The 22829-nt window shown below is 63.9% G+C and carries 20 protein-coding genes; 6 read left to right on the plus strand and 14 right to left on the minus strand.

All coding sequences use genetic code 11. The annotated features are described in order from the left end of the window. Window positions 1–135: 135 nt before the first annotated feature. From BM408_RS20735 to def, 4 genes are all read right to left on the minus strand, one after another. Complete coding sequence (locus BM408_RS20735; protein WP_092132416.1) at window positions 136–471, minus strand: AzlD domain-containing protein; 336 nt, start codon at window positions 469–471, stop codon at window positions 136–138. Further along, window positions 468–1211 (minus strand): AzlC family ABC transporter permease, encoded by a 744-nt coding sequence (locus tag BM408_RS20740; protein ID WP_092132417.1) that lies wholly within the window; start codon window positions 1209–1211, stop codon window positions 468–470. Before BM408_RS20740 ends, BM408_RS20735 begins: the two co-directional genes overlap by 4 nt. 16 nt (window positions 1212–1227) lie before the next feature. Further along, complete coding sequence (gene fmt, locus BM408_RS20745) at window positions 1228–2214, minus strand: methionyl-tRNA formyltransferase (protein WP_092132419.1); 987 nt, start codon at window positions 2212–2214, stop codon at window positions 1228–1230. 114 nt (window positions 2215–2328) lie between these two features. Beyond that, on the minus strand, window positions 2329–2850 hold the full coding sequence (def, locus tag BM408_RS20750) for a peptide deformylase (protein ID WP_092132420.1): 522 nt from the start codon (window positions 2848–2850) through the stop codon (window positions 2329–2331). Between the two features lie 228 nt (window positions 2851–3078). Between def and BM408_RS20755 the strand changes: the two genes are divergently transcribed. The 3 genes from BM408_RS20755 (at window position 3079) to BM408_RS20765 (ending at window position 6178) form a co-directional block, all read left to right on the plus strand. Next, the gene (locus BM408_RS20755) at window positions 3079–4305 is read left to right on the plus strand and encodes a LysM peptidoglycan-binding domain-containing protein (RefSeq protein WP_092132422.1); all 1227 of its coding nucleotides are present in this window, start codon (window positions 3079–3081) and stop codon (window positions 4303–4305) included. Between the two features lie 123 nt (window positions 4306–4428). After that, window positions 4429–5577 carry a DNA-processing protein DprA gene (gene dprA / locus BM408_RS20760; protein WP_092132513.1) on the plus strand — a complete coding sequence of 383 codons (1149 nt, stop codon included), beginning with the start codon at window positions 4429–4431 and terminating at the stop codon, window positions 5575–5577. A gap of 79 nt (window positions 5578–5656) precedes the next feature. Continuing rightward, window positions 5657–6178, plus strand: a complete 522-nt coding sequence (locus tag BM408_RS20765; RefSeq protein ID WP_092132423.1) for a Smg family protein — start codon at window positions 5657–5659, stop codon at window positions 6176–6178. Between the two features lie 56 nt (window positions 6179–6234). Here the strand turns inward: BM408_RS20765 and BM408_RS20770 are convergent, their stop codons facing one another. From BM408_RS20770 to BM408_RS20790, 5 genes are all read right to left on the minus strand, one after another. After that, window positions 6235–8958, minus strand: coding sequence for a DUF1631 family protein (locus BM408_RS20770; RefSeq protein WP_092132425.1), 2724 nt, complete (start codon window positions 8956–8958; stop codon window positions 6235–6237). A 27-nt stretch (window positions 8959–8985) separates the two neighbouring features. Next, window positions 8986–9939, minus strand: a complete 954-nt coding sequence (gene secF, locus BM408_RS20775) for a protein translocase subunit SecF (RefSeq protein WP_092132426.1) — start codon at window positions 9937–9939, stop codon at window positions 8986–8988. A gap of 37 nt (window positions 9940–9976) precedes the next feature. Beyond that, window positions 9977–11851, minus strand: coding sequence for a protein translocase subunit SecD (gene secD / locus BM408_RS20780; RefSeq protein WP_092132428.1), 1875 nt, complete (start codon window positions 11849–11851; stop codon window positions 9977–9979). Window positions 11852–11965: 114 nt separating this feature from the next. Beyond that, the gene (yajC, locus tag BM408_RS20785) at window positions 11966–12307 is read right to left on the minus strand and encodes a preprotein translocase subunit YajC (protein WP_092132430.1); all 342 of its coding nucleotides are present in this window, start codon (window positions 12305–12307) and stop codon (window positions 11966–11968) included. Between the two features lie 261 nt (window positions 12308–12568). Continuing rightward, the gene (locus tag BM408_RS20790) at window positions 12569–16135 is read right to left on the minus strand and encodes an indolepyruvate ferredoxin oxidoreductase family protein (RefSeq protein ID WP_092132431.1); all 3567 of its coding nucleotides are present in this window, start codon (window positions 16133–16135) and stop codon (window positions 12569–12571) included. A 187-nt stretch (window positions 16136–16322) separates the two neighbouring features. On the opposite strand from BM408_RS20790, the gene BM408_RS20795 reads away from it, so the two are divergent. Together BM408_RS20795 and BM408_RS20800 are read left to right on the plus strand one after the other, a co-directional pair. Beyond that, on the plus strand, window positions 16323–16811 hold the full coding sequence (locus tag BM408_RS20795) for an Lrp/AsnC family transcriptional regulator (RefSeq protein ID WP_092132433.1): 489 nt from the start codon (window positions 16323–16325) through the stop codon (window positions 16809–16811). A 109-nt stretch (window positions 16812–16920) separates the two neighbouring features. Next, on the plus strand, window positions 16921–17580 hold the full coding sequence (locus BM408_RS20800) for a hypothetical protein (protein WP_254774899.1): 660 nt from the start codon (window positions 16921–16923) through the stop codon (window positions 17578–17580). Between the two features lie 5 nt (window positions 17581–17585). On the opposite strand, the gene BM408_RS20805 is transcribed toward BM408_RS20800, so the two are convergent. Continuing rightward, on the minus strand, window positions 17586–17918 hold the full coding sequence (locus tag BM408_RS20805; protein WP_092132435.1) for a hypothetical protein: 333 nt from the start codon (window positions 17916–17918) through the stop codon (window positions 17586–17588). A 20-nt stretch (window positions 17919–17938) separates the two neighbouring features. Beyond that, on the minus strand, window positions 17939–19177 hold the full coding sequence (locus BM408_RS20810) for a murein transglycosylase A (protein WP_175541865.1): 1239 nt from the start codon (window positions 19175–19177) through the stop codon (window positions 17939–17941). Between BM408_RS20810 and BM408_RS23005 the strand changes: the two genes are divergently transcribed. Then, window positions 19125–19268 (plus strand): hypothetical protein, encoded by a 144-nt coding sequence (locus BM408_RS23005; RefSeq protein WP_175541866.1) that lies wholly within the window; start codon window positions 19125–19127, stop codon window positions 19266–19268. The genes BM408_RS20810 and BM408_RS23005 overlap by 53 nt on opposite strands. 23 nt (window positions 19269–19291) lie before the next feature. On the opposite strand, the gene BM408_RS20815 is transcribed toward BM408_RS23005, so the two are convergent. From BM408_RS20815 to BM408_RS20825, 3 genes are all read right to left on the minus strand, one after another. Beyond that, window positions 19292–19918, minus strand: a complete 627-nt coding sequence (locus BM408_RS20815; RefSeq protein ID WP_092132439.1) for a response regulator transcription factor — start codon at window positions 19916–19918, stop codon at window positions 19292–19294. A 9-nt stretch (window positions 19919–19927) separates the two neighbouring features. Then, the gene (locus BM408_RS20820; protein WP_175541870.1) at window positions 19928–21949 is read right to left on the minus strand and encodes a two-component system sensor histidine kinase NtrB; all 2022 of its coding nucleotides are present in this window, start codon (window positions 21947–21949) and stop codon (window positions 19928–19930) included. 73 nt (window positions 21950–22022) lie between these two features. Continuing rightward, window positions 22023–22829, minus strand: a complete 807-nt coding sequence (locus BM408_RS20825; protein ID WP_092132442.1) for a carbon-nitrogen hydrolase family protein — start codon at window positions 22827–22829, stop codon at window positions 22023–22025.

Raw genomic sequence — 22829 nt, forward strand, 5'->3', positions numbered from 1 at the left:
CCGACTCGTCAGACAAGGCCGGGGGTGCGCCCCAATTTCAGCATGAGCCGCGGGACTGGCTTTGCCAGACCGCAGGCGGGCGGCCCCCTCGGGGGGCAGGGAGCTACACGAAGTGAGCGACCGTGGGGGCCATATTCACCAGCCAAGCCCCATATGCAGCGGCAAATACACCGCCATCCCAGCCAGAATGGTGCCCAGCACGCCGTGCCGCCAGTAATACCAGGCCGTGCCGGCGAGCACGGCAAAGAGCCGCGCGTCTTTCCAGGTCGCAATGAAATGGCCCTGCGTCATGACCATTTCCGGCACGATCACGGCGGCCAGTGCCGCGATGGGCGCGTAGTGCAGGCCGCGCTGCGCCCAGCCGGGCAGCGTCCAGGGTTTGCTGGAGAGGAAAAAGAAGGAGCGTGTGATGACGGTCATCAGCGTCATGCCGATGATGGTGACCACCGTCCAGAGATCGGTCTGGTTCATGCGGCGTCTCCGGTGCCGGGGGCGGGCGCGGCAGGTTTGGCCGGCGCTTTTTCGAGCAGCAGGCAGACCGCGACGGCGGCGGCGATAGCCACCAGGATGTTGAGCTTGAGCGGCAGCGCGAAAGTAGCCACAGCGGCCGCACCGGCGATGCCGGCCGACACCGCGCGCAGTCGGGTGGTGGCCAGTGAGCACATGATGCCCAGCAGGGCCAGGATACCGGCAAAGCCCAGGCCCCAGGACAGCGGGATGGAATTGGCCAGCGCAATTCCCACCAGCGTGGCACCCACCCAGCTGACCCAGCTCATGCCGCAGCTGCCGACCCAATAGGCGTCTTGCGCTTCGATGCCGGCGGCGTCGGTGGCCGGGTGCGGGTAGCGTTTGGTAAACAGCACGTAGTTCAGGTCGGCCATGCCGTAGCCGCTGGCCATGCGCCGCCACAGGCTTTGGTGCATCACATAAGGACGCAGGTGGGCGCTGAACACCATAAAGCGCAGGTTGACGCAAAAGGAGGTGGCCAGAATCACCCACATGGGCGCGCCGGCCACGATGAGCGGCAGGGCCGCCAGCTGCGAGCTGCCCGCAAACACCAGGATGGCCATCAGCAAGACTTCGGTAAGGCTCATGCCCGACTTGACCATGGCCACACCCGTCATCAGGCCCCAGGCGGCAATGCCCGGCGCGACGGCGGCGAGCTCACTCACCCCCACGCGGAAGTCGGGGTGCTTGAACAATGCTTTCACAAAACCTTCTTTCTACTCATACCGATTGGCGGGCCTGCGGCTGGCTGAATATCATGCCGGGCCGGATATCAAAGCCCCGCAGAAAATCAGCCGCATCCAGCGCCTTGCCCCCGGCTTTTTGCAGGCGTCTCACGCGCAGCACGCCATCGGCCGCAGCAATGTCCACGCCTTCGGCGCCGGCGGCCAGCACCTGGCCCGGCTGCGCACCTGCCGGCAGCGCCGCGCCGGCTAACACTTCAGCCTGCCAGAACTTGAGCGTCTGCCCTTCCAGCACGCCGGCGGCGCCCGGGAAGGGGTTGAAAGCGCGGATGCGGCGCTCAATCGCGGCCACGCTTTGCGTCCAGTCGGTCAGGGCTTCGTGTTTTTCAATTTTGTGGGCGTAGGTGACGCCCTCTGCCGGCTGGACGGCCGGCTTGAAGCCACCGCAAGCGGCGAGTTCCAGCGCCTCGACGATAAGGCGTCCGCCCAGATCGGACAACCGGTCGTGCAGCGTGCCTGTGGTGTCTTGCGGCACGATCCGGAGTTTCTCGCCGAGCAGCATGTCGCCGGTGTCCAGCCCGGCATCCATCTGCATGATGGTGACGCCGGTTTCGGTGTCGCCGGCTTCGATGGCGCGGTGAATCGGCGCGGCGCCGCGCCAGCGCGGCAGCAGCGAGGCGTGGATATTCAAGCAGCCCAGCCTGGGCGCATCCAGAACCCACTGAGGAAGAATCAGGCCATAAGCCGCGACCACCATCACGTCAGCCTGCGCGGCAGCAATGGCCTCGCGGGCTGCGGCGGCGTCATCAGGGAATTTGCCATCGAGCCGCAAGCTGCGGGGCTGTGCGACGGCGACGTGGGCGCTTTCAGCCCATTGCTTGACGGGCGACGCCTGCAGCTTCATGCCGCGGCCGGCGGGGCGGTCGGGCTGGGTCAGGACAAGAGGGATGTCAAAACCGGCTGCATGCAGTTTTTCCAGGGCCACACGGGCAAACTCTGGGGTACCTGCAAAAATAACGCGCATGGGGTCCGATTCTAAGGACTCTCAGGGAAATCCCGCGGCGCAGGCCGCAAAGCCCCGCATCCCCGAACGCATCCCGCATGCATGGCCGGCAGCCCCGGCACGCGGGGCTGGCACTTAACGAACAGCGTCGCGCTCTTCGTCCTTTTTCTGCTTGATCATCTTGGTCTTGATGCGGTTGCGCTTGAGCGGCGACAGGTATTCGACAAACACCTTGCCCATCAAATGATCCATTTCATGCTGGATGCAGACAGCCAGCATGCCTTCGGCTTCATGCACCTGGAGCTTTCCGTCCAGGTTGAGCGCCTGCACCTTGATGGCGATGGAGCGCTCCACGCCGTCATAAATGCCGGGCACCGAGAGGCAGCCTTCGTCGCCCACACGGGTTTCTTCGCTGGCCCAGGTGATTTCGGGGTTGATCAGCACCAAGGGCTGGTCGCGGGTTTCGCTCACGTCGATGACGATCAGGCGCTCATGCACGTTCACCTGGGTGGCCGCCAGGCCTATGCCCTCCGCGCCGTACATGGTCTCAAGCATGTCGTCGACCAGCTTGCGCAGGCGTGCGTCCACAGCCGCCACGGGTTTGGCCACCGTGTGCAGGCGGGGGTCTGGATAACGAAGAATGGTCAGCTGGCTCATGGGGAAGGCAAGGGCAAAGGGAGGGATGTGGGAGAGATGTCGCTATTTTCGCCACTTTTCCCGGTTTTTCAGCATCCCAATATTCCCAGAATCGCTTAATCGTTGCTTAATCAAGGGCTTAGGTACAAAATCGTTAGTGATTTATCAAGATATAGACGCGGCTTTTTCTGCCCGGTTTCACCCGGGTAGTGTCTGCCAGCCTCATAAAAGCGCCGAGGGCTTACAAAGATGCAAACAATTTTTGGTCGTTTCAGTCAAATTTCAATAGCCACCGCCGCCCTCCTGGGCGTGACAGCCGGCCTGCATGCCCAGAATTTCCCCATTACCCCCGCCCAGAAGGCCACGGCCAACCAGGTCGCCCAGGCGGGCGTCCCCCTGAGCGAGCTGGCGCCGAACGCGCCGGACAACTACACCGTCAAGCGGGGCGACACGCTGTGGGCGATTTCCGGCATCTTCCTCAAAAGCCCCTGGCGCTGGCCCGAGCTGTGGGGCATGAACCTGCAGGACATCAGCAACCCGCACCGTATTTACCCCGGCCAGCAGCTCTACCTCGACAAGACCGGCGGTCGCGCCGTCTTGCGCACGCAGCAGGCCAGCTCCAGCGAGGGCCCGCCCTCAGACACCATCCGGGTGTCGCCGCGCACCCGCTATGAAACACTGGCGGACACGTCCATCCCCGCGCTGTCCCCCAACGCCATCGAGCCATTCCTGGCGGAAGCCATCATTGTTGACGGCGCCGCTTTCGCCCGCGCACCCCGTATCGTGGCGGCCCAGGAAGGGCGCGTACTGCTCAGCCGTGGCGACCGGGCCTATGCCCGCGGCGAATATGTCGGAGGCGTCCCTACCGGCAAACCGCTGAGTGATGCCAAGGGCCAGCCCCTCGACTACCGTGTTTACCGCGACGCCACGGCCCTGAAGGACCCGACGACCAACGAAATCCTCGGTTACGAGGCCCAGTACATCGGCAAGGCCGAATTGATGCGCGGCGAATCCGTCGCGCAAGTGACGGGCAAAGACGGCAAAGCACAAACAGAAATTGTTCCCGCCACCATTGACATCACTGCCACCAAAGAAGAAATGAGAATCGGCGACCGCCTGGCCCCCGAACCTCCCAGGGAATTGGTGGGCTATGTGCCGCACGCGCCAGCAACCCCGATTACCGGCCAGATTGTGTCAATTTACGGCAATGCAGTGGCGAGCGCATCGGAAAATCAGGTCGTGGTGATCAACCGCGGCGCCAGAGACGGGCTCGAACGCGGCCACGTGATGGCGATCCTCAAAGACGGCGAAAGGCTTGCCGACAAAACCGACAGCGCGCGGCCGCAGATCAAGCTGCCGAATGAACGCAACGGCCTGATGATGGTGTTCCGCACCTTCGACAGGCTGTCGTATGCGCTGGTTCTGCAGATCACCGACGGTGTGAAAGTCGGCGACCGGTTTAGCAATCCCAACTGACGTCGCCGGTAGCGGTGCGCCCGGGGCGACGCTTGCACAGGGCAAGGCGCGCGGTGCTTGGGCTGGCCGGTCCCTTTTGGCCGGCCGCACACTTTGCCGACGCTTCACACAGAAACCACTGACTTGGATACGCAAGAGCTTAGGGCCTGGCTACGCCTGACCCTGTCTCCCGGAATCGGGAACAACACCGCACGCAAACTGCTGGCCACCTTCGGGTCGGCGCAGGCCATTTTTGCGCAGAGCGCCGATGCCTTGGGGCAGATGGGCACTGGCAAGCTCGTCAAGGCGGTTCAGACCGAACCACCCGGTTTGGAGGCCTTGCTGACAACCACCCTGGAATGGCTGCACGCCGAAGATGACCGCCTGATTGCCACACTGGGCGATGCGGCGTATCCCGCGGACCTGCTCAATATCGAAGATCCGCCCCTGATGCTTTACATGCTGGGCGCGCGTGCAAAGAAAGTGCTCACCGCCGGCCACAACACGGCGCCTCACATTGCCATCGTCGGAAGCCGCAATCCGACGCCGCAAGGAGAAACCAATGCACGGCAGTTCGCCAGGGCTTTCGGCAGTGCCGGCCTGTGCGTGGTGTCCGGCCTGGCCCTGGGCATTGATGGTGCGGCGCACGACGGCGCGCTGCTGGGAGGCGGGGACACCATCGCGGTGGTCGGCACCGGCCTGGACCGGGTGTATCCCAAAAAGCACCTGGCGCTGGCTCACCGGATTGCCCAGCAGGGCATGATCATCAGCGAGTTTCCCCTCGGCACCCCTCCGCTCACGGCAAATTTTCCGAAGCGAAACCGCATCATCTCCGGCTTGTCTCTGGGCACGCTGGTCGTCGAGGCGGCGCTGCAGTCCGGCTCGCTGATCACGGCTCGCCTGGCGGCGGATCAGGGCAAGGAGGTTTTTGCCATCCCCGGCTCCATTCACTCGCCGCAGTCACGCGGTTGCCATGCGCTTCTCAAGCAAGGTGCAAAGCTCGTGGAAGTGGCGCAGGACGTGCTCGAGGAATTGAATCTCATGGCCACCGCCACAAGGCCTCTTGCAACCGGCACACAAGATGATGGCGATGACGAGGCAGAGGCAGAAGAGACCTGCGCCGAAACGCCTCTATTGCAGGCATTGGGGTTTGATGCCGTGAGCCTGGACGCACTGCAGGCGCGAACCGGTCTTGATACGGCGCGGCTGCAGGCGCAATTGCTGGAGCTTGAACTCGAGGGGCGGCTTGCGCGCCTGCCCGGCGGCTTGTTCCAGCGCCTGGCCGCCGGCTGATACCGCCGCGCTTCGCGTCTGGCAAAGGTCTGGCAAGTGCGCTTGACACACCGGCCTGCATCTGCGTTATATTGGGTACATGTTTGAAGTACTGGTGTACGTCTACGAGAACTACTGGCAAGGTGACGCTTGCCCCGAACTTCAGCGACTCAGCCGCAAACTCACGGCGGCGGGATTTGACGCCGAAGAAATACAAGCCGCCCTTGTGTGGCTTGACGGCCTGAATGTCGCGGCCCAGGGCACACAAATCAGCCTTCCCGCCAAGACACCGGAGGGCCCGGAACCTGCCACCTCCAATGTTCTTGCCCACCCGATTCAAGCGCAATCCGCAGGCAGCCTGCGCGTCTATTCGGTGGCAGAACAAGTGCACCTGGGTGCGCAAAGCCTGGGATTTGTGAGTTTTCTCGAATCATCAGGCGTGCTGCCGCCCCATATGCGTGAGATCGTGATTGACCGTGCCATGGCGGCGCCGGGCGACCCGGTCACGCTGGACGACCTGAAGATCATCGTCCTCATGGTGTACTGGAGTTTCGGCGAAGAACCCGACGCACTCGTGCTGGACGAGCTTTGCGACGACACGGAATTTCGCCTGGCGCACTGAGCATTGGCCTTGCGCCATTCGGGGCCAATGCGCCCCACCTCAACCTCTGAATAGACCTACCCGAGCAGGCGCTCGGGATTGGCATCCAGCTTGGCCAACGCATCGCGCGTAGCGCGTACGGTCAGCGCTTCTTCCTCTGTCGGCACCAGCAAACCAGCCTGCAAGTAGGCCGCCAGCCGGCGGGCCTGGATCAGGAAATGGCGGCCGTCGGTGGACGCGAACAGGTGCAACTGTTTGCGGTCGCTGCACCAGGCAAATTGCACGTGGCTGACTTTGCCGTTGTGGTCCAGGCTGAACCAGGTACCCAGCTGAAGCTCTTTGGCCCACGCGCGCATCGCTTCGGTCGGGTGGCTGCCTCCGTCGGCAATCACCTCGATGTCCGCGGCATCGATGCCGATCATGGTCACCAGGCTGTCGGTATCCAGCGGCAGATCACCGACATCCTCGTCGGACAGGTAATCTTCCAGGTTCGTCAGCCGCTTGGCCATGGCCTCGACCTTCTCCATTGAAATGGAATCTGTCTTGGACATAAAGGCATCGGCCAGGGTGTCGCTGATGATCTTCAGGTGGGCGTCCTGCTCGGGCGTTCCCAGACCCAGCATGCCCATGCCCATGCGCAGCAGTTGCAACAGTTTGGGCAGGTCGGCGATGACGCGGGCGCGGTCATTGCGATTGGGCTTGGCGCTTGCCGCCCACACCAGGTCGGCGGCGGCCCGCTTGAGCGTCAAGGTTTCCTCATGCTGCGGGCCGTTTTTCATGCCTGCAATGGCCAGCACCTCGGCCCACACCTTGAACAGGAACTCGCGGATTTCATCGCGCACCGGCATGTCATTGAGCATGTTGCGCATCTCAATGGTGTACTGGATGGTCATGGTCTCTTTTTGCTCGACCTGCTGGGCCACGCTCACCACACGGGCCGCGCTGCCGTGCTGTGAAAGAAACCTGGAGAGGAATTTGTCAAACTCGTCGTACACCAGCTGAAACACCCTGCGCCCGGTCTCAGGGTACTGCTCGATCACCTGAACCACGCGCTTGATTTCGGACTCCAGGGCGCCGCCCGAAATCGTGACGTCGAACCCGAGCACGCAGGAACCCATGCGGTCAATCAGGCGGCGCGCGGGGTGTTGCAAGGATTCGAAAAACTCGGGCTCGGAAATCGCCACGCGCAACACCGGCATCTGCAATCTCGCAAACCATACACGAACCACGGGCGGAATGCGGTCCTCCGCCAGAATGCTCTGGAACATCAGGGCCACAATCTCAATCGTCGCCTTCTCGGAGGAGGTGGACGCCGCCTCTTTGAGTTTGCTGGCACGCTCGCGCAGCACACCCACCGCCTGGTCGACCTGCACCTGGCCATAGACCTGGCCCTGCGGGTCTGCAAGCAGTGTGCGCTCGACCTCGCTGTGCTGTGCGCGCTCCGCGCTGGCCATGGCCTGCGCGAGCGGCGGTGATGCCTGGCTGGGTCGCGTGTCATCAAATCCCGCCACCTGGTTCGACAACAGCCGCTTGAGATGCCCCATGACACCTTGCGCGCGCATGCGGGCCCTGGCCAGCGGCGTGGTGGCGGTCTGCATGCGGGTTTCGTCGTAAACAGGATTGCCCGTGCCGGAGGCCTGCGGGCCTGTCGCTCCATCTGTTTTTTCGTGGTTTTCGGCCTGGCTGCCGGAGCCCGAACCGCCTGGGCGGCCCGTCCCACCGGAGAAGCCTGATCCCCCACCACCTCCCGGGCCAGCCTGACCTGCCGCGCCGCCAGAGCCGCTTGCACCGCCCGTGGAACGGCCACCGCCCGAACCTGTTGCACCACCGGCGCCGGCCGGCCCGCTGCCGCCGCGCCCTCCGCCCTGGTACCCGGATTGCGCACCGTTTCCTGAAGCGCCGCGGCCGCCGCCCGGGCCTGTGGCACCGCCGCCGCCCCGGCCAACACCGCCTCCAGCACCACGCCCGGAATGACCGGAAAAATCGGATGCACCGCCGCCTCCGGTTTCACCGCCGTAGGCCGAGCCACCTCCGCCCATCCGCGAATCAGCCGCAGAAGCGTCCCCGCTTCCGGTGGCGCCTCGGGGCTTGGAGGCTTCCTGGGAATTTTCGGGGACCTGCGGCTTGCCGGCAGCACCGGAAGTGACGGCAGACGGTGTGCGTTTGACGAGCGGCCTGAGGTCAATCTCGGCCATCACACCCTGCTGCACCAAAAACTCATTGGTCGCGTGGTAGGTCTCAAGAAGGTGCTCACCCATTTCCTTCTGAACCTGGCTCTGAACCGTGAGCCAGACTTCGCGAGGCAGCGACGCAAGGCTCCATTGCTCAACCAGGTGCTGGGCCAGCACTTCGGGCCGGAGGATGTCCTGCTTGTGGAGCTCGGCAATCGACTCCAGGCTCTGGATGCGCAGCCTGAGGTCGTTGAGTTCCCAGCTGGCGAAATCCAGCAACCGCAAGGCCAGACGGGAGGCAAGAATCTTGTCCTCCATCACGTCGTTGCCCATGAGTTCAAATTTGCCGCTGTCCAGGAACCTGGCGGGCGAGTTAGCGGCGGAAATCGTACGGGCCCCAGCCCAGGCGGCCGTGGTGCCGCGCACCCAGGCGTCGCCGCTTTTCTGGAACGCCAGCCAGGCATCCCGGCGGTCCTGCATGTCGCGGGCGCTGCCCGGCTCATCGACCAGTGCGGAGAGCCGGTCCTGAATGCTTTTTGCCAGTGCGGGCAGTATCCGTGCGGCACGCTCCGTGAACAGCGCACGTGCCTGCTCTACCAGAAGACCGCTATTTTTGTTACTTGGAGCCACAACCGCCCTGGATGATTAGCCTATAGCTTACACCGTGGCACCTGCATTCGGGTCGTTAGGGTCCTCATCTTTTTTGGTGTTTGCCTTGATGAGATCTTCTCGTTTGATGCCCAGCCACATCGCAATCGCCGCAGCCACAAAGACGGACGAGTAGATGCCGAACAAAATACCGATGGTTAAGGCCAGGGCGAAGTAAAACAAGGTGGGGCCGCCAAAAAGCAACATGGACAAGACCATGATCTGGGTCGAGCCGTGGGTAATGATGGTCCGGCTGATGGTCGAGGTGATCGCGTTGTCGATGATCTCGACCGTGGTCATCTTGCGGTAGCGGCGGAAGTTTTCGCGGATCCGGTCAAAGATCACCACCGATTCGTTGACGGAGTAGCCCAGCACCGCCAGCACGGCCGCCAGCACCGCCAGCGAAAACTCCCACTGGAAGAATGCGAAGAAGCCCAGAATGATGACGACGTCGTGCAAGTTGGCGATGATGGCCGCCACCGCGTACTTCCACTCAAACCGGAAGGCGAGGTACACCATGATGCCGAATACCACCATGCCGAGCGCCTTCAGGCCGTCATGGGCCAGCTCTTCGCCGACCTGCGGGCCGACAAACTCGGTGCGGCGAAGCGTCACATCCGGGTTGGCGGCCTTCAGCGCGGCCAGGACCTTGTCGCTTTGCTGCGCGGTGCTCACGCCCTTCTGGGCCGGCAGGCGGATCATCACATCACGCGAAGTTCCGAAATTCTGGACCTGCACATCGGTCAGGCCCAGGCCGGCCACGGTATCCCGGATTTTCCCGACATCGGCCGCCTGGGTGTAATTCACCTCCATCAGGGTGCCGCCCGTGAACTCCACCGACAGATGCAGGCCGCGGGTGAACAGGAAAAAAACCGCCAGCGCAAAGGTCGCAAAGCTGATGACGTTGAAGATCAGCGCATTGCGCATGAACGGGATATCACGTCGGATTTTGAAGAATTCCATCTGGGGTCCTTGGGAAACTCAGGAAAAAAGGCCGTGATTACTTCGTTGCCACCGTGCCGGACGTGGCAGGCCGCCACACGGTACCGATGGAAACCGACTTGAGTTTTTTCTGCCGGCCATACCAGAGGTTGACCAGGCCGCGCGAGAAAAACACCGCCGAGAACATGCTGGTCAGGATGCCGATGCAATGCACCACGGCAAAACCCCGCACCGGGCCAGAGCCAAAAGCCAGCAGCGCCAGGCCGGCAATCAGCGTAGAGATGTTGGAGTCGAGGATGGTCGCCCAGGCCCGCTCGTACCCCGCATGGATGGCCGCTTGCGGAGAAGCCCCGTTGCGCAGCTCTTCCCGCACCCGCTCATTGATCAGCACGTTCGAGTCGATGGCCATACCGAGCGCCAGCGCCATGGCCGCCATGCCCGGCAAGGTCAACGTGGCCTGCAGCATGGACAGCACGGCGACCAGCAGCAGCAAATTGACAGCGAGCGCCAGGCCGGAGAAAAGGCCGAACAGCATGTAGTAGGCGGCCATGAACGCCACGATCACCACAAAGCCCCAGGACACACTGTGAAAGCCCTTGGAGATGTTGTCTGCGCCCAGCGTGGGGCCGATCGTGCGTTCTTCGATGATTTCCATGGGCGCGGCCAGCGAACCTGCGCGCAGCAGCAAGGCCAGGTCATTGGCCGCATTGATGTTCATGGCGCCGGAAATGCTGAAACGCGTGCCCAGCTCTCCGCGGATGGTGGCCACCGAAATCGCCTGGCCCTTGCCCTTTTCAAACAGCAGGATCGCCATCGGCTTGTTCAGGTTTTCGCGGCTCACATCGCGCATCACGCGGCCGCCCTTGGCATCCAGGGTCAGGGAGACGTTGGGTTCCTGTTTCTGCGATTCGAAGCCGGCCTGGGCGTCCGTCAGGCTTTCGCCGGTGACCAGAATCTGCTTTTTCACGATCACCGGGATGCCGTTGGTGTCGAGGAATTTTTCCGAGCCGAACGGCACCATGCCGCCGGCGGCCGCCGCCTGCCCTTCGGCACTGGCGTCGACCAGCCGCATTTCCAGTGTCGCGGTGCGGCCCAGGATTTCCTTGGCCTTGGCCGTGTCCTGCACACCGGGCAACTGAACCACGATGCGGTCTATGCCCTGCTGCTGGATCACCGGCTCGGCCACGCCGAGCTCATTGATACGGTTGTGCAGGGTCACCATGTTCTGCTTGAGCGCCTGGTCCTGCACGCGGCGCGCCGCCTCGGGCTTGATGGTGGCGGTCAGCTTGTACTCGGTGCCGTCCGGTGTATCCACGGCCTGCAGGTCCGGGAACTGGTCTTGAATCAGGGCCTTGGTGGACGCCAGCGTGGCGGAATCGCGAACCTTGATCTCGATGGTCTGGGCGTTGCGGCTGATGCCGCCGTGCCGGATGTTCTTTTCCCGCAGGGATGAGCGGATATCGCCGGCCAGGGATTCAGCGCGCTTGGTGAGCGCAGCCTCCATATCCACCTGGAGCATGAAGTGAACACCGCCGCGCAAGTCCAGCCCCAGGTACATCGGGAAGGCGTGAAGCGAGGTCAGCCAGGCCGGCGAACGCGACAACAGGTTGAGCGCGATCACGTAGGAAGGATCCTTCGGGTCGGGAATCAGGGCCTTTTCGACGGCGTCCTTGGCCTTGAGCTGCGTGTCGGTGTCGCCGAAACGCGCCTTGATCGAGCTGCCTTCGAGCGTGATCGCATCGGCCGTGATGCTGGCGTCCTTCAGGGCCTGCTCCACTCTGGCCATGGTCGTGCTGTCGACCTTGACGATGGTCTTGCCGCTGGAAACCTGGACGGCAGGCGCCTCGCCAAAAAAATTGGGCAGTGTGTACAAGGCCGCGATCAACAGCGCGACCACAATAATGGCGTACTTCCAGGCCGGATAACGATTCATGAGAGGGCTGTTCCTGGTGACAAACGAACAAAAAGCACAAAAAAGGGCGCCTGGCTTGAAGTCCGCCCTGCATCGCAAGGCCGCTCGGCCTTTCGACGCTTTTGGGTTCTTTAATTACTTGGCCGGGCTGATCGCGCCCTTGGGCAGGACCTGGATGATGGCGCTGCGCTGCAACTGCACTTCAACGCCTGGCGCGAGTTCGAGCGTCAGGTAGACGTCGCCCAGCTTGGTGACCTTGCCCAGCAGGCCGCCGGCGGTGGCGACTTCATCGCCCTTGGCCAGGGCGTCGATCATGGCGCGGTGCTCTTTCTGTTTTTTCATCTGCGGACGGATCATCACGAAATACAGCACCACAAACATCAGCACCAGCGGCAGCATGCCCGTGAGCGAGGACATCATGTCGCCGCCGGCAGCAGCGGCAGGGGCGGTTTGGGCAAAGGCAGAAGAAATGAACACGGCTAACTCCACAACGTTTTAAAACAAACTGGCGAGCGCCGTCCGGACTCGGACGGGGCGCAGAGCCCACGATTGTATGCGGCGGCCTGCCGCACGAAGGAGGTAACTGGCGCGCGCCAAGGGCTTTTCAAGCCGGGTTTACGCGCAAATGTCGGGCGCAGCCCACGCCGGGCTGCGCTTTGGGGTGCGGCACCGTCCCGATATGCGGGTATCGGGCCGCTATTGGCCCGGCGTCAGGCCGGTGCCGCCCCGGATTGAGCCTTAAGCAGCCTGCCGCTGGCCGGTTGCCTGGGGCTGACGAAAGGACGCCATCAGCGCCGCCCATTGCGGGCGCGCGGCGGCCAGGTGGCGCGCCTTGACATGGCCGTAACCCTTGATCATTTCCGGGATCCGGGCGATTTCGACCGCAACGGCATGGTTTTCAGCGCTCAGCCCCGCCAGCACCTCTTCCATGCTGGCGCGGTATTCCTCAATCAATGCCCGCTCCGTGCGGCGCTCTTCGGTGCGGCCGAAAACGTCCAGCGGCGTGCCGCGCAGGCCTTTGAGGCGGGCCAGCACCTTGAAGGCGCCCAGCATCCAGGGGCCGAATTGCTGCTTTTGCAGCTCGCCCTTGTCGTTGGTGGACGCGATCATCGGAGGCGCCAGGTGGTAATTGAGCTTGAAGTCGCCTTCAAACATGCCGTTGACCTTGTCCAGGAAGCCGGTGTCGGTGTGCAGGCGCGCCACCTCGTACTCGTCTTTGTAGGCCATGAGTTTGAAGAGGTAACGGGCCACCGCCTCGGTCAGCAGCGTTTTGCCCAGCGGGGCTTCTGCGGCGCGCACCTTCTCGACAAAGGCCTGGTAGGTCTGCGCATAAGCCGCATTCTGGTAGGCCATCAGGAAGTCGACCCGCTTGGCCAGCATGTCGGCCAGCGCGGGGCGCTTGACGAACTCGATCACCTGGGCCGCCTTGAACAAAGCCTGCACCGCGGCCAGGTCGTGCGCACAGCGACGGCCCCACTCAAAAGCGGCCTTGTTGTTGTCGACCTGCACACCGTTGAGCTCCATCGCGCGCATGAGCGCGGCGTGCGACAGCGGCACCCGGCCTTTTTGCCAGGCAAAGCCCAGCATCAGCGGGTTGGTATAGATTGAATCGCCCACCAGTTGCACCGCCACCTGCTCGGCATCGAAGCTGCCGAGCAAGTCAGCGCCCACTGCGGAAGTCACCGCCGACTCGCAATTGCCACCGGGGAATTGCCAGGCCGGGTTTTTCACAAAGGCTGCCGTCGGCGTGCCGTGCGAGTTCATCGCCACGTAAGTGCGGCCGGGCTGCATGACCGTCAGCGTGTACTTGCTGGCCGCCACGATGGGGTCGCAGCCGATCACCAGGTCGGCTTTTGCGGTGTCGACTTTGGTGGTGTAGATGGCTTCCGGCCGGTTGGCGATCTGGATATGGCTCCAGGTCGCGCCGCCTTTTTGCGCCAGGCCACCGGCGTCCTGCGTAACCACGCCTTTGCCTTCGATATGCGCCGCCATGCCCAGCAACTGGCCGATGGTGATGACGCCGGTGCCGCCCACGCCACCGACCACGATGCCCCAGGCGTTTTCAGCCACCGGCAGCACGGGTTCCGGAATCGCGAACAGGCTGCTCGGGGCACCCTTCTTGTCCTTCTTGGGCTTCTTCAGTTGCCCGCCTTCGACGGTGACAAAGCTGGGGCAAAAGCCTTTCACACAGGAGTAATCCTTGTTGCAGGTGTTCTGGTTGATGCGGCGTTTGCGGCCGAATTCAGTCTCCAGCGGTTCCACCGAGAGGCAGTTGGACTGCACCGAGCAGTCACCACAGCCTTCGCACACCAGCTCGTTGATGACCACGCGCTTTTCCGGGTCGGCCAGGGTGCCGCGTTTGCGGCGGCGGCGTTTTTCCGTCGCGCAGGTCTGGTCGTAAATGATGGCGGTCGTGCCCTTGAGTTCGCGGAACTCGCGCTGGATGCGGTCCAACTCGTCGCGGTGGTGCACTGTCACGCCGTCCAGCAGCGGCGCGCCGTCGTACTTTTTCGGCTCGTCGGTCACGATGACCAGCTTGGCCACGCCTTCGGCGCGCAGGCTTTGCATGATCTGCAACACCGAATGGCCTTCGGGCCGCTCGCCGACCTGCTGGCCGCCCGTCATGGCAACCGCGTCGTTGTAGAGGATCTTGTAGGTGATGTTCACACCCGAGGCGATGGCCTGGCGGATCGCCAGCAGCCCGCTGTGAAAGTAGGTGCCGTCGCCCAGGTTGGCAAAGATGTGTTCGTCGGTCGTGAAAGCCGCCTGGCCCACCCAGGTCACGCCTTCGCCGCCCATCTGGGTGAAGGTGGAGGTGGAGCGGTCCATCCAGGTCGCCATGTAATGGCAGCCGATGCCGGCCACGGCGCGCGAGCCTTCAGGCACGCGCGTGCTGGTGTTGTGCGGGCAGCCGCTGCAAAACCAGGGTGCGCGCTCGCCGGTATCTGATTTACCTTCAGCCAGCGCGCGTTCGCGCCCCTCGATCACGGCCAGCCGCTCATCCATGCGCGAAATGATGTCGGCGGGCACGCCCAGCTTTTTGAGGCGCTTGGCAATCGCCTTGGCGATGATGGCCGGCGTGAGGTCGGCCTTGGCGCGCAGCAGCCAGTTGTCGCTCGGGTTGGAGCGGCCCCATTCGCCGCCGGACTGGTCGCCTTCGGGCTCATCAAACTTGCCCAGCACATTGGGGCGCACGTCGGCGCGCCAGTTATAGAGCTCTTCCTTGATCTGGTACTCGATGACCTGGCGTTTTTCCTCCACCACCAGGATCTCTTGCAGGCCTTGGGCGAAGTCACGCGTGATTGTGGCTTCCAGCGGCCAGACCACGTTGACCTTGTGCAGGCGAATGCCCAGCTGGTGGCAGGTTTCTTCGTCCAGGCCAAGGTCGGCCAGTGCCTGGCGCGTGTCGTTGAAGGCCTTGCCGCTGGCGATCAGGCCGAAGCGGTCTTTGGGACCGGCGATGACGTTGTAGTTGAGCTTGTTGGCGCGGATGTACGCGAGCGCCGCATACCACTTGTAGTCCATCAGCCGGGCTTCCTGCTCCAGCGGGGGATCAGGCCAGCGGATGTGCAGGCCGCCGGGCGGCATTTCAAAGTCTTCAGGGATGACGATCTTCACGCGGTCCGGGTCGACCAGGATGGAGCTGGACGACTCCACGACCTCCTGGATGGTTTTCATGCCCGACCAGACGCCGGAAAAACGGCTCATGGCAAACGCATGCAGCCCCATATCCAGGATGTCCTGCACGTTGGACGGGAAGAACACCGGCAGGCCGCAGGCCTTGAAGATGTGGTCGCTCTGGTGGGCAGCGGTGGAGCTCTTGGAGACATGGTCGTCGCCGGCAATGGCGATCACGCCGCCGTGTTTGGCGGTGCCGGCCATGTTGGCGTGCTTGAAGACGTCGGAGCAGCGGTCCACGCCCGGGCCCTTGCCGTACCAGATGCCGAACACACCGTCGAATTTTTTGCTTTGCGGATACAGGTCGAGCTGCTGCGTGCCCCAGACGGCGGTGGCGCCCAGCTCTTCATTGACGCCGGGCTGGAACACGATGTTTTGCGCAGCCAGGTGCTTTTTGGCGGCCCACAGGGCCTGGTCATAGCCCCCCAGCGGCGAGCCGCGGTAGCCGCTGACAAAACCCGCTGTATTCAGGCCTTCGATGGCATCGCGCGCACGCTGCAGCATGGGCAGGCGGACCAGCGCCTGGACGCCGCTCATAAAGGCGCGGCCGTGGTCAAGCGAATATTTATCGTCGAGAGTGACGGTTTCGAGGGCCTTGCGGATGTGCTCAGGTAGGGGCGCGTTCATATTCGTGGGTCTCCAAAACTGTTTTTTAGTACCGCCTTGTGGGCAGCGTCAGCAGAAGGGTCAAAACCCGGTTAGGGCCAGCCCTCTATGTGCATGCAAAGTGTATGCCGCAAGCCCTGATATGTCTTTGCTTTGTTTGCCTGATTTAGCCCACTTTCAGAAAGAATCTTGCTGTAAAGTGCCATATATGGAAACATTAGACAAGTTTGACATCGCCATCCTGAATGAGTTGCAACTCGACGCACGGTTGACGAATACGGAACTGGCGTCCCGCGTGGGACTGTCGGCCGCGCCCTGCTGGCGGCGGGTGCGGGCGCTGGAGGAGTCTGGCTTTATCACCGGCTACCGGGCCGAGATCAACCGCCACAAGATCGGGCTGGGCGTGCTGGCTTTTGTGCGGCTGGACGCCGACCGCAACAGCGGCGACGCCACACGCCAGCTGGAAGAAGCCATCAAGAAGCTGCCTGAGATCGTCTCTTGCCACTACATCAGCGGCACCGGCACCTTCGAGCTGCAGGTGGTGGCGCAAGACCTGGAGGCCTTCAGCAAGTTCGCGCTGCAAAACCTGATCAACCTGCCGAACGTCAAAGACCTGCACACCAGTTTTTCGCTCGGCGAGGTCAAGGCCAGCAGCGCCCTGCCGCTGGGGCATCTGGCGCGCAACGGATCGTCGTGAGGAATAGAAATGACCGTTTTCCTCAATCAAAATCTAAATCCTTGACTATCATTTTCATAGCGTGAAGTTTTCTTTACTCCCTCTTCCGCCACATCATCTGGAGCCCGACATGCCGAAATCCCGTTACGCCGCCTCAGCGATTTTTTCAATGCTTCTGATGGCGCTGGCCCCAGTGACATTTGCGCAGCCAGCGATGAATTCAACAGCAACACCGGAACCGCTGCCCATGCGCAACCTGCAGATCGAAGTGCGCCAGGTGCGAAACAACGCCCTGTCCCAAAGTGCGCTGGGCGCGCAGGGCGGCGTTACCTTGCAACCCGGCCGCTCGGGCGCCAACGTCAACATCACGGCGCAGGACAACCAGCGCAGCGATTCGCGCGACCTGGTCCAGCGCGTGCTGGTGCTCAACGGCCGCAACGTCAACATCAACCTGGGCAACAGCCAGCCGCTGCGGCTGGTGCAGGCGCGTCAGGCGAGCACCGTGTTCATCGATGCCAACAGCGGCTTTGCGGCCAGGCCGACCTGGTACGGCGGCGACAGCGCGGAGCTGGAACTGGCCGCGGGGCAGGCCAGCCGCACAGGCTCGTCACCGATGGCGCCCTTGTCCTCGTCATCGACCAACACTTCGCTGAGCGTGCGTCTCGGGGAATGGGTCACCGTGGCCGAATCGGACGACGCCGGCGCCGGCAGCAGCAGCGGCATCGCCGACAGCCGGCAGTCCACACGGCGCGAGGGGATGCGCGTAGAAGTCCGCCTCTCCGTGCGTTAAAAAATTCAGTCGCGCACGCAGCGGGCCGACAACGGCAGCATCGGGTAATGCAACCGGGCCTCGCGGCCACTGGCGCCCAGGCCAAACTCGGCGCGCATGCGCGGGTTGCTGTAAACCGTCTGTTGCGGCCCCTGCCCGCCGGCGTCACGGTTCAGGATGTCGTGGCCGCCGGGGCCGTCCAGCACCGCCGTGTCGTCGATGAACTTGACCCGGAACTCGATGCCGTGCTCGCAGCGGTACAGCGGGCCGCCACCCCCACCCTGCCAGTTGCCGCCGCCGGCGCAGCCGCCCAATGCCGCCGCCAGCAGCGCTGCAGAGATGTTCCATGGTTTGTTCATGATGACTCCTGGGGAGTGGTTCAGCGCGGCCAAAGCACCCAGAGCCTGAGCGGCTGGTTCATGCGCGCGGCGAACTGGCCGGCCTCCGGCCCGGTGCCGGCAAAGTAGTCGGCCCGCACCGCGCCGGTGATGGCGCTGCCCGTGTCTTGCGCCAGCACCAGTTTCTGCAGGCTGCCCGCACCGCCGCGCGAAGCCAGCCACACCGGCGTGCCGTAAGGGATGCTGCCCGGATCCACCGCGATAGAGCGCCCCGGCGTCAGCGCCACGCCCTGTGCGCCCTTGGGGCCGAAGGCGGCGTCCAGCTCGCTCAACGGCTGCTCCTGGAAGAAGGTGTAGCGCGGATTGCTCCAGAGCATCTGCTGCACACGCTGGGGCGGGTTTCTGGCGGCCCAGGCCTTGGTGGACTCCACCCAGGGCGTGGTCATGCGGCCTTCGCCCTGGTCCAGCAGCCACTGGGTGACGCTGCGAAACGGCTGCTCGTTGGAGCCGGCATAGGCCACGCGGATCATGCGCTGCGCGCCGTCAGGCTCGGTGATGCTCAAGCGGCCGGAGCCCTGAATGTGCAGCGACATCGCCTCGACCGGGTCCGCCAGCCAGGCGATTTCGCGGCCCTTCAGCGCAGCCCGGGCCTCGGGCAAGGTATCAATTTCCTGCCGTGAAAACCAGGGCTTGCGGCTGCCCAGCGAGGCCGGCGTGCGGTACAGCGGCACATCAAACCCCGCGCCGGGCTGGCGACTGGCCTTGAGGACGGGTTCGAAATAACTGGTCAGCAGCCCGTCGGCCGCGCCTTGCGGGCTTTCGACCCGGTAAGGCTGAAGGCGGCTCACCATCCAGTTGCGCTGCTCTTCGGCGGAGGCAATGCTCAGGCGGCGGACCTCGGCGCACAAGGGCGCAAATACCGGGCCGGGGCGCTCGCAGCTTTTGAGCCAGGCATTCCAGGCCTCGAACAGCTGGTCTTCTTCAAACCCGGGCAGTTCCGCCCAGCGAACCGGCACCCAGCGGCTTTTGCCCTGGACGATGGACGCGGGCAAGGGGCCCGAGTCGCCGGGACGGCTGCCCGCGGCCGGCGGCGCCCCGGAAGAGGTCGGCGAAGGCGGCAAGGGCGGACTGGCGCAGGAGGCCAGCAGCACGGTGGCGATAATCGGCACAAGCCGCGTCAGCCGCATGGAGCGCCCGGCGCGTATGGATGGAATCCAGGGAAATATCATGGCCTTACTTTTGCTCGAAGCCCTAGGGGCGTTGCTGCTGCTGGTGTTCATTGTGTGGTGGACGATGTTTTCAGGCCGCAAGAACGGCGAACTGAAGGACCCGGAGCAACCAGCGCCCGGTGCGGAATCCGACAAGAAATAAAACCGGAAATCGGCGAGAAGCGGCTACAGGCTGCGCAGCAGGTTGGCCAGCTCCACCGCCGACTTGACGCCCATTTTGTCAAAGACGCGTGCGCGGTGGACTTCTACCGTCCGCACGCTGATGTCGAGCTGGTCGGCCACGAGCTTGTTGGGCAGGCCGCCCACCACCAGCCGCATCACGTCACGCTCGCGGTCTGTGAGGCCGTCAAGCCGGGCCTGCAGGCTGGTGGACTCGCTGTGCTGGGACAGCGCCGCCGCGGACAGGTTGAGCGCCTGCTCGATGCGGTCCACCAGGGCGTTGTCTGAAAAAGGCTTTTCGCAGAAATCAAAAGCGCCGCGTTTGACCGCGTCGACAGCGGTGGGCACGTCGGCGTGGCCGGTCAGGAAAATCACCGGCAGGGTCGGCAGCAGGCCGTAGCCGATCAGTTTTTCGAACATGGCCAGGCCGCTGAGCCCCGCCATGCGCACATCGAGCAGCAGGCAGGAAGGCGCCTTGACCTTGAACCCGTCAGACACCCGTGCATCGAACGCTTCGGCGCTGTCAAAGGTCTCGCTCAGCAGCCGCCGCGAGCGCAGCAGCCAGGCGAGCGCATCGCGCACGCTGGCATCGTCATCGACGATATAAACCGTGGCGTCGTAAATAGGTTCCATGCAAATCCTTCAGGGTCGCTCTGATCCGGCATCCTGAGCCAGCGCCGCGGGCAGGGTAAAACTGAAAATCGTACCCTGAGGCTCGGCCGCCTCGAACCCGAGGAAGCCGCCGTGCTGTTCTATCACGGTTCGGCACAGACTCAGCCCCAGGCCCATGCCTTCTTCCTTGGTGGTGAAGAAAGGCGTGAAAAGCCGCTCGGCCACATCCTCGGCAATGCCCTGGCCGCAATCGATCACCGCAAATTCGACCCAGCGGCTGTGCGCATTGGAGGCCGCGGGGCGGATGCGCAGTGTCAGCACCTTCCCTGGCTGCGGCGCCGCGCCGCCGGGCGGTGCGCCTTCAGGCAAATTCTGCATGGCCTGCATGCCGTTGCGCGACAGGTTGAGCAGCACCTGCTCGACCATGGTGCGGTCGCACAGCACCGGCTCGCAGCTTTCATCGACTTCAATCACCACACGCACGCCGAGCTTGCGCGCCTGCAGGCTGACCAGCGGCATGATGGCGTCGAGCAGGGCGCGCGGCTGCACCGCCTCGCGCACCTGGTCGCGCCGGCGGACAAAGTCATGCACGCTTTTGATGACCTTGCCGGCGCGCTCGGCTTGCTCGGCAATGCGGCGCATGGCCAGCTGCAGGTCTTCAGACAGCGGCGGCGTGGGCGCCGCGGCGGGTTTCTCGGCGGCCGTCTCACCTTGCAGCAGATTGAGCGAGCCGGTGGCGTAGCTGGAAATCGCGGCCAGCGGCTGGTTGAGTTCGTGGCTGAGCAGCGACGCCATCTCGCCCACCATCGCAAGCCGCGCGGTGGCCTGCAGGCGGTCCTGGCTGGCGCGCGAGAGTTCCTCGACCCGGCGCTGCTCGCTCACGTCCAGGATGGCGCTCATCCAGCCGGTGTGTTTGCCCACGGCGTTGATCAGCGGGGCCTCCATGATCAGCACGGGGAAACGCGTGCCGTCGCGCCGCATGAACACCGACTCGTGGCCTTCGCGCGGCAGGTTGTTGCCGGCCAGGCGGATTTCCTGGCGCTGCTGGTACATGCTGGCCAGCTCCGGCGGCCAGTACGGGGACGGAAAGCTGTGGTTGAGCAACTCCTTGGCCTCCACGCCCACCATCTTGCAAAACGCCGGGTTCACATAGGTGATGCGCCCCTGCAGGTCGCGGGCGCGCAGGCCTGTCAGCACCGAGTCTTCCATGGCCTTGCGAAAGGCCAGGGCCTCGCCCAGGTCGTTTTCGACCCTCAGCCTGCGCCGCATGTCCCGGGCGAACAGGAAAAGCACCGCGATCAGCGCCAGCGACATGGCGGTCACCAGCGCGGTCAGCACGTTGGGGAAAAGGGCGGGCGTGCCCAGGCGGCTTTCCATGCGCACGACCATGGTGTTGCCGGGCAGGTCCAGCAGCTGCTGCGCAATGTAGATGCGGCTGCCCTTCGCGGGAACGCCATGCAGGGCCAGGCGCGTGCCGTCGGCCTCGGTGAAGGACAGGCCGACGCCGCGGGACAGCTGCTTGCCCACCAGCTCGCTCAGGATGTCCTGCAGTGAATACGTGGCGATCGTAAAACCGGTGATGCGCCCCGCCGCCACGATGGGCAGGCACATGTCCATCACCTCCAGGCCCAGGCCGTTGGGCTGCGGCATGAAGTAGCTGGTGGAATAGGCCGAGCCGCTCAGGCGCCGGGCCGTGGTGCAGGTCAGGCTCACATCGGCCTGCATGCTGCTGCGGCCCAGCCGCTCAAACACGGACGTGCGGTAAGGCGTTTCAGCAAAGGCCTGCACCTCGAGGGCTTCATTGCGCCATTCGAGCCGCATGATCTCGCGGTGCTCACGAAGCAACTCGATCGCGGACTGATGCCAGGACGAGGGCGTGCGCTCGCTGGACTGCAGGGCCTGGAAGGTCTGGATGTTGCGCGTGAGCTCCGAGCGGATGTCCGTGACGGTTTCGCTCGCGTCGTGCTCCAGCCTGCTTTGCACCATGCTGGACTCGTAACGCCCCGCCAGCCAGACCAGTATGCCCAGCAAGGCCACCACCAGGGTGACCATCAGGACCCAGAGCGACCATCGGCGGCTGTCCCTGCTGACGCCCCGCGCAAACGAAAACTTCACGGGGACTGCCTCACAGCACGCAATGCGACAGGGCGGGCAGGCGGCCCCGCACGCCCTGCAGGTTGGCACTCTGGACTTCTGCCATCACCACGCCCGCCTCTTCGGCGCGCTCCGCCAGGATCTGGCCCCAGGGGTCGACCACCATGCTGTGGCCCCAGGTGCGGCGGCCATTTTCGTGGGTGCCGCCCTGGGCCGACGCCAGCACATAAGCCAGGTTTTCGATGGCGCGTGCGCGCAGCAAAACTTCCCAATGCGCCTGGCCGGTGGTGTAAGTGAAGGCGCTGGGCACCAGCAGCACATCGGCCTTCAGGGCGCGGTACAGTTCGGGAAAGCGCAGGTCGTAGCAAACGCTCATGCCGACGGTGTAGCTGTGGCCGTCGCGCGAAGGCAGATCGAAGCGAACGGGTTGCGCTCCGGGCTCCAGCACGCGCCTTTCGTCGTAGTCTTCCTGGCCCTGCGCGAAGCGAAAGAGGTGGATCTTGTCGTAGCGGGCCACACATTCGCCGGAAGGCGCATAGGCCAGCGAGCAGTTGCGGGCACGCGCGGGGTCGGCCGTCGCCATCGGCAGCGTGCCGCCCACGATCCAGAGCCCCAGTTCGCGCGCCGACCGGCTCAGGAAATCCTGGATCAGGCCTTTGCCGGGCGTCTCCTGGAACTGAAGCTTGTCGGTGTCTTTGCGGCCCATGATGCAGAAGTACTCGGGCAGCACGGCCAGCTCCGCGCCTTGCGCCGCGGCCTGGCCCAGCAGCTGGTGAGCCACCTGCAGGTTGTCCTCGATCCGGGTGCCCGACACCATCTGAATGGCAGCTATTTTCAT

The sequence above is a fragment of the Polaromonas sp. YR568 genome (genome assembly GCF_900116715.1).
GTDB lineage: Bacteria > Pseudomonadota > Gammaproteobacteria > Burkholderiales > Burkholderiaceae_C > Polaromonas.

What these genes read in the sequence shown, in the direction of transcription:
- BM408_RS20735 (WP_092132416.1), bottom strand. Translation starts at nt 471, where the DNA reads ATGAACCAGACCGATCTCTGGACGGTGGTCACCATCATCGGCATGACG.
- fmt (WP_092132419.1), bottom strand. Translation starts at nt 2,214, where the DNA reads ATGCGCGTTATTTTTGCAGGTACCCCAGAGTTTGCCCGTGTGGCCCTG.
- def (WP_092132420.1), bottom strand. Translation starts at nt 2,850, where the DNA reads ATGAGCCAGCTGACCATTCTTCGTTATCCAGACCCCCGCCTGCACACG.
- BM408_RS20755 (WP_092132422.1), top strand. Translation starts at nt 3,079, where the DNA reads ATGCAAACAATTTTTGGTCGTTTCAGTCAAATTTCAATAGCCACCGCC.
- BM408_RS20765 (WP_092132423.1), top strand. Translation starts at nt 5,657, where the DNA reads ATGTTTGAAGTACTGGTGTACGTCTACGAGAACTACTGGCAAGGTGAC.
- secF (WP_092132426.1), bottom strand. Translation starts at nt 9,939, where the DNA reads ATGGAATTCTTCAAAATCCGACGTGATATCCCGTTCATGCGCAATGCG.
- secD (WP_092132428.1), bottom strand. Translation starts at nt 11,851, where the DNA reads ATGAATCGTTATCCGGCCTGGAAGTACGCCATTATTGTGGTCGCGCTG.
- BM408_RS20790 (WP_092132431.1), bottom strand. Translation starts at nt 16,135, where the DNA reads ATGAACGCGCCCCTACCTGAGCACATCCGCAAGGCCCTCGAAACCGTC.
- BM408_RS20795 (WP_092132433.1), top strand. Translation starts at nt 16,323, where the DNA reads ATGGAAACATTAGACAAGTTTGACATCGCCATCCTGAATGAGTTGCAA.
- BM408_RS20800 (WP_254774899.1), top strand. Translation starts at nt 16,921, where the DNA reads ATGCCGAAATCCCGTTACGCCGCCTCAGCGATTTTTTCAATGCTTCTG.
- BM408_RS20805 (WP_092132435.1), bottom strand. Translation starts at nt 17,918, where the DNA reads ATGAACAAACCATGGAACATCTCTGCAGCGCTGCTGGCGGCGGCATTG.
- BM408_RS23005 (WP_175541866.1), top strand. Translation starts at nt 19,125, where the DNA reads ATGGCCTTACTTTTGCTCGAAGCCCTAGGGGCGTTGCTGCTGCTGGTG.
- BM408_RS20810 (WP_175541865.1), bottom strand. Translation starts at nt 19,177, where the DNA reads ATGAACACCAGCAGCAGCAACGCCCCTAGGGCTTCGAGCAAAAGTAAG.
- BM408_RS20815 (WP_092132439.1), bottom strand. Translation starts at nt 19,918, where the DNA reads ATGGAACCTATTTACGACGCCACGGTTTATATCGTCGATGACGATGCC.
- BM408_RS20820 (WP_175541870.1), bottom strand. Translation starts at nt 21,949, where the DNA reads ATGGTCACCCTGGTGGTGGCCTTGCTGGGCATACTGGTCTGGCTGGCG.
- BM408_RS20825 (WP_092132442.1), bottom strand. Translation starts at nt 22,829, where the DNA reads ATGAAAATAGCTGCCATTCAGATGGTGTCGGGCACCCGGATCGAGGAC.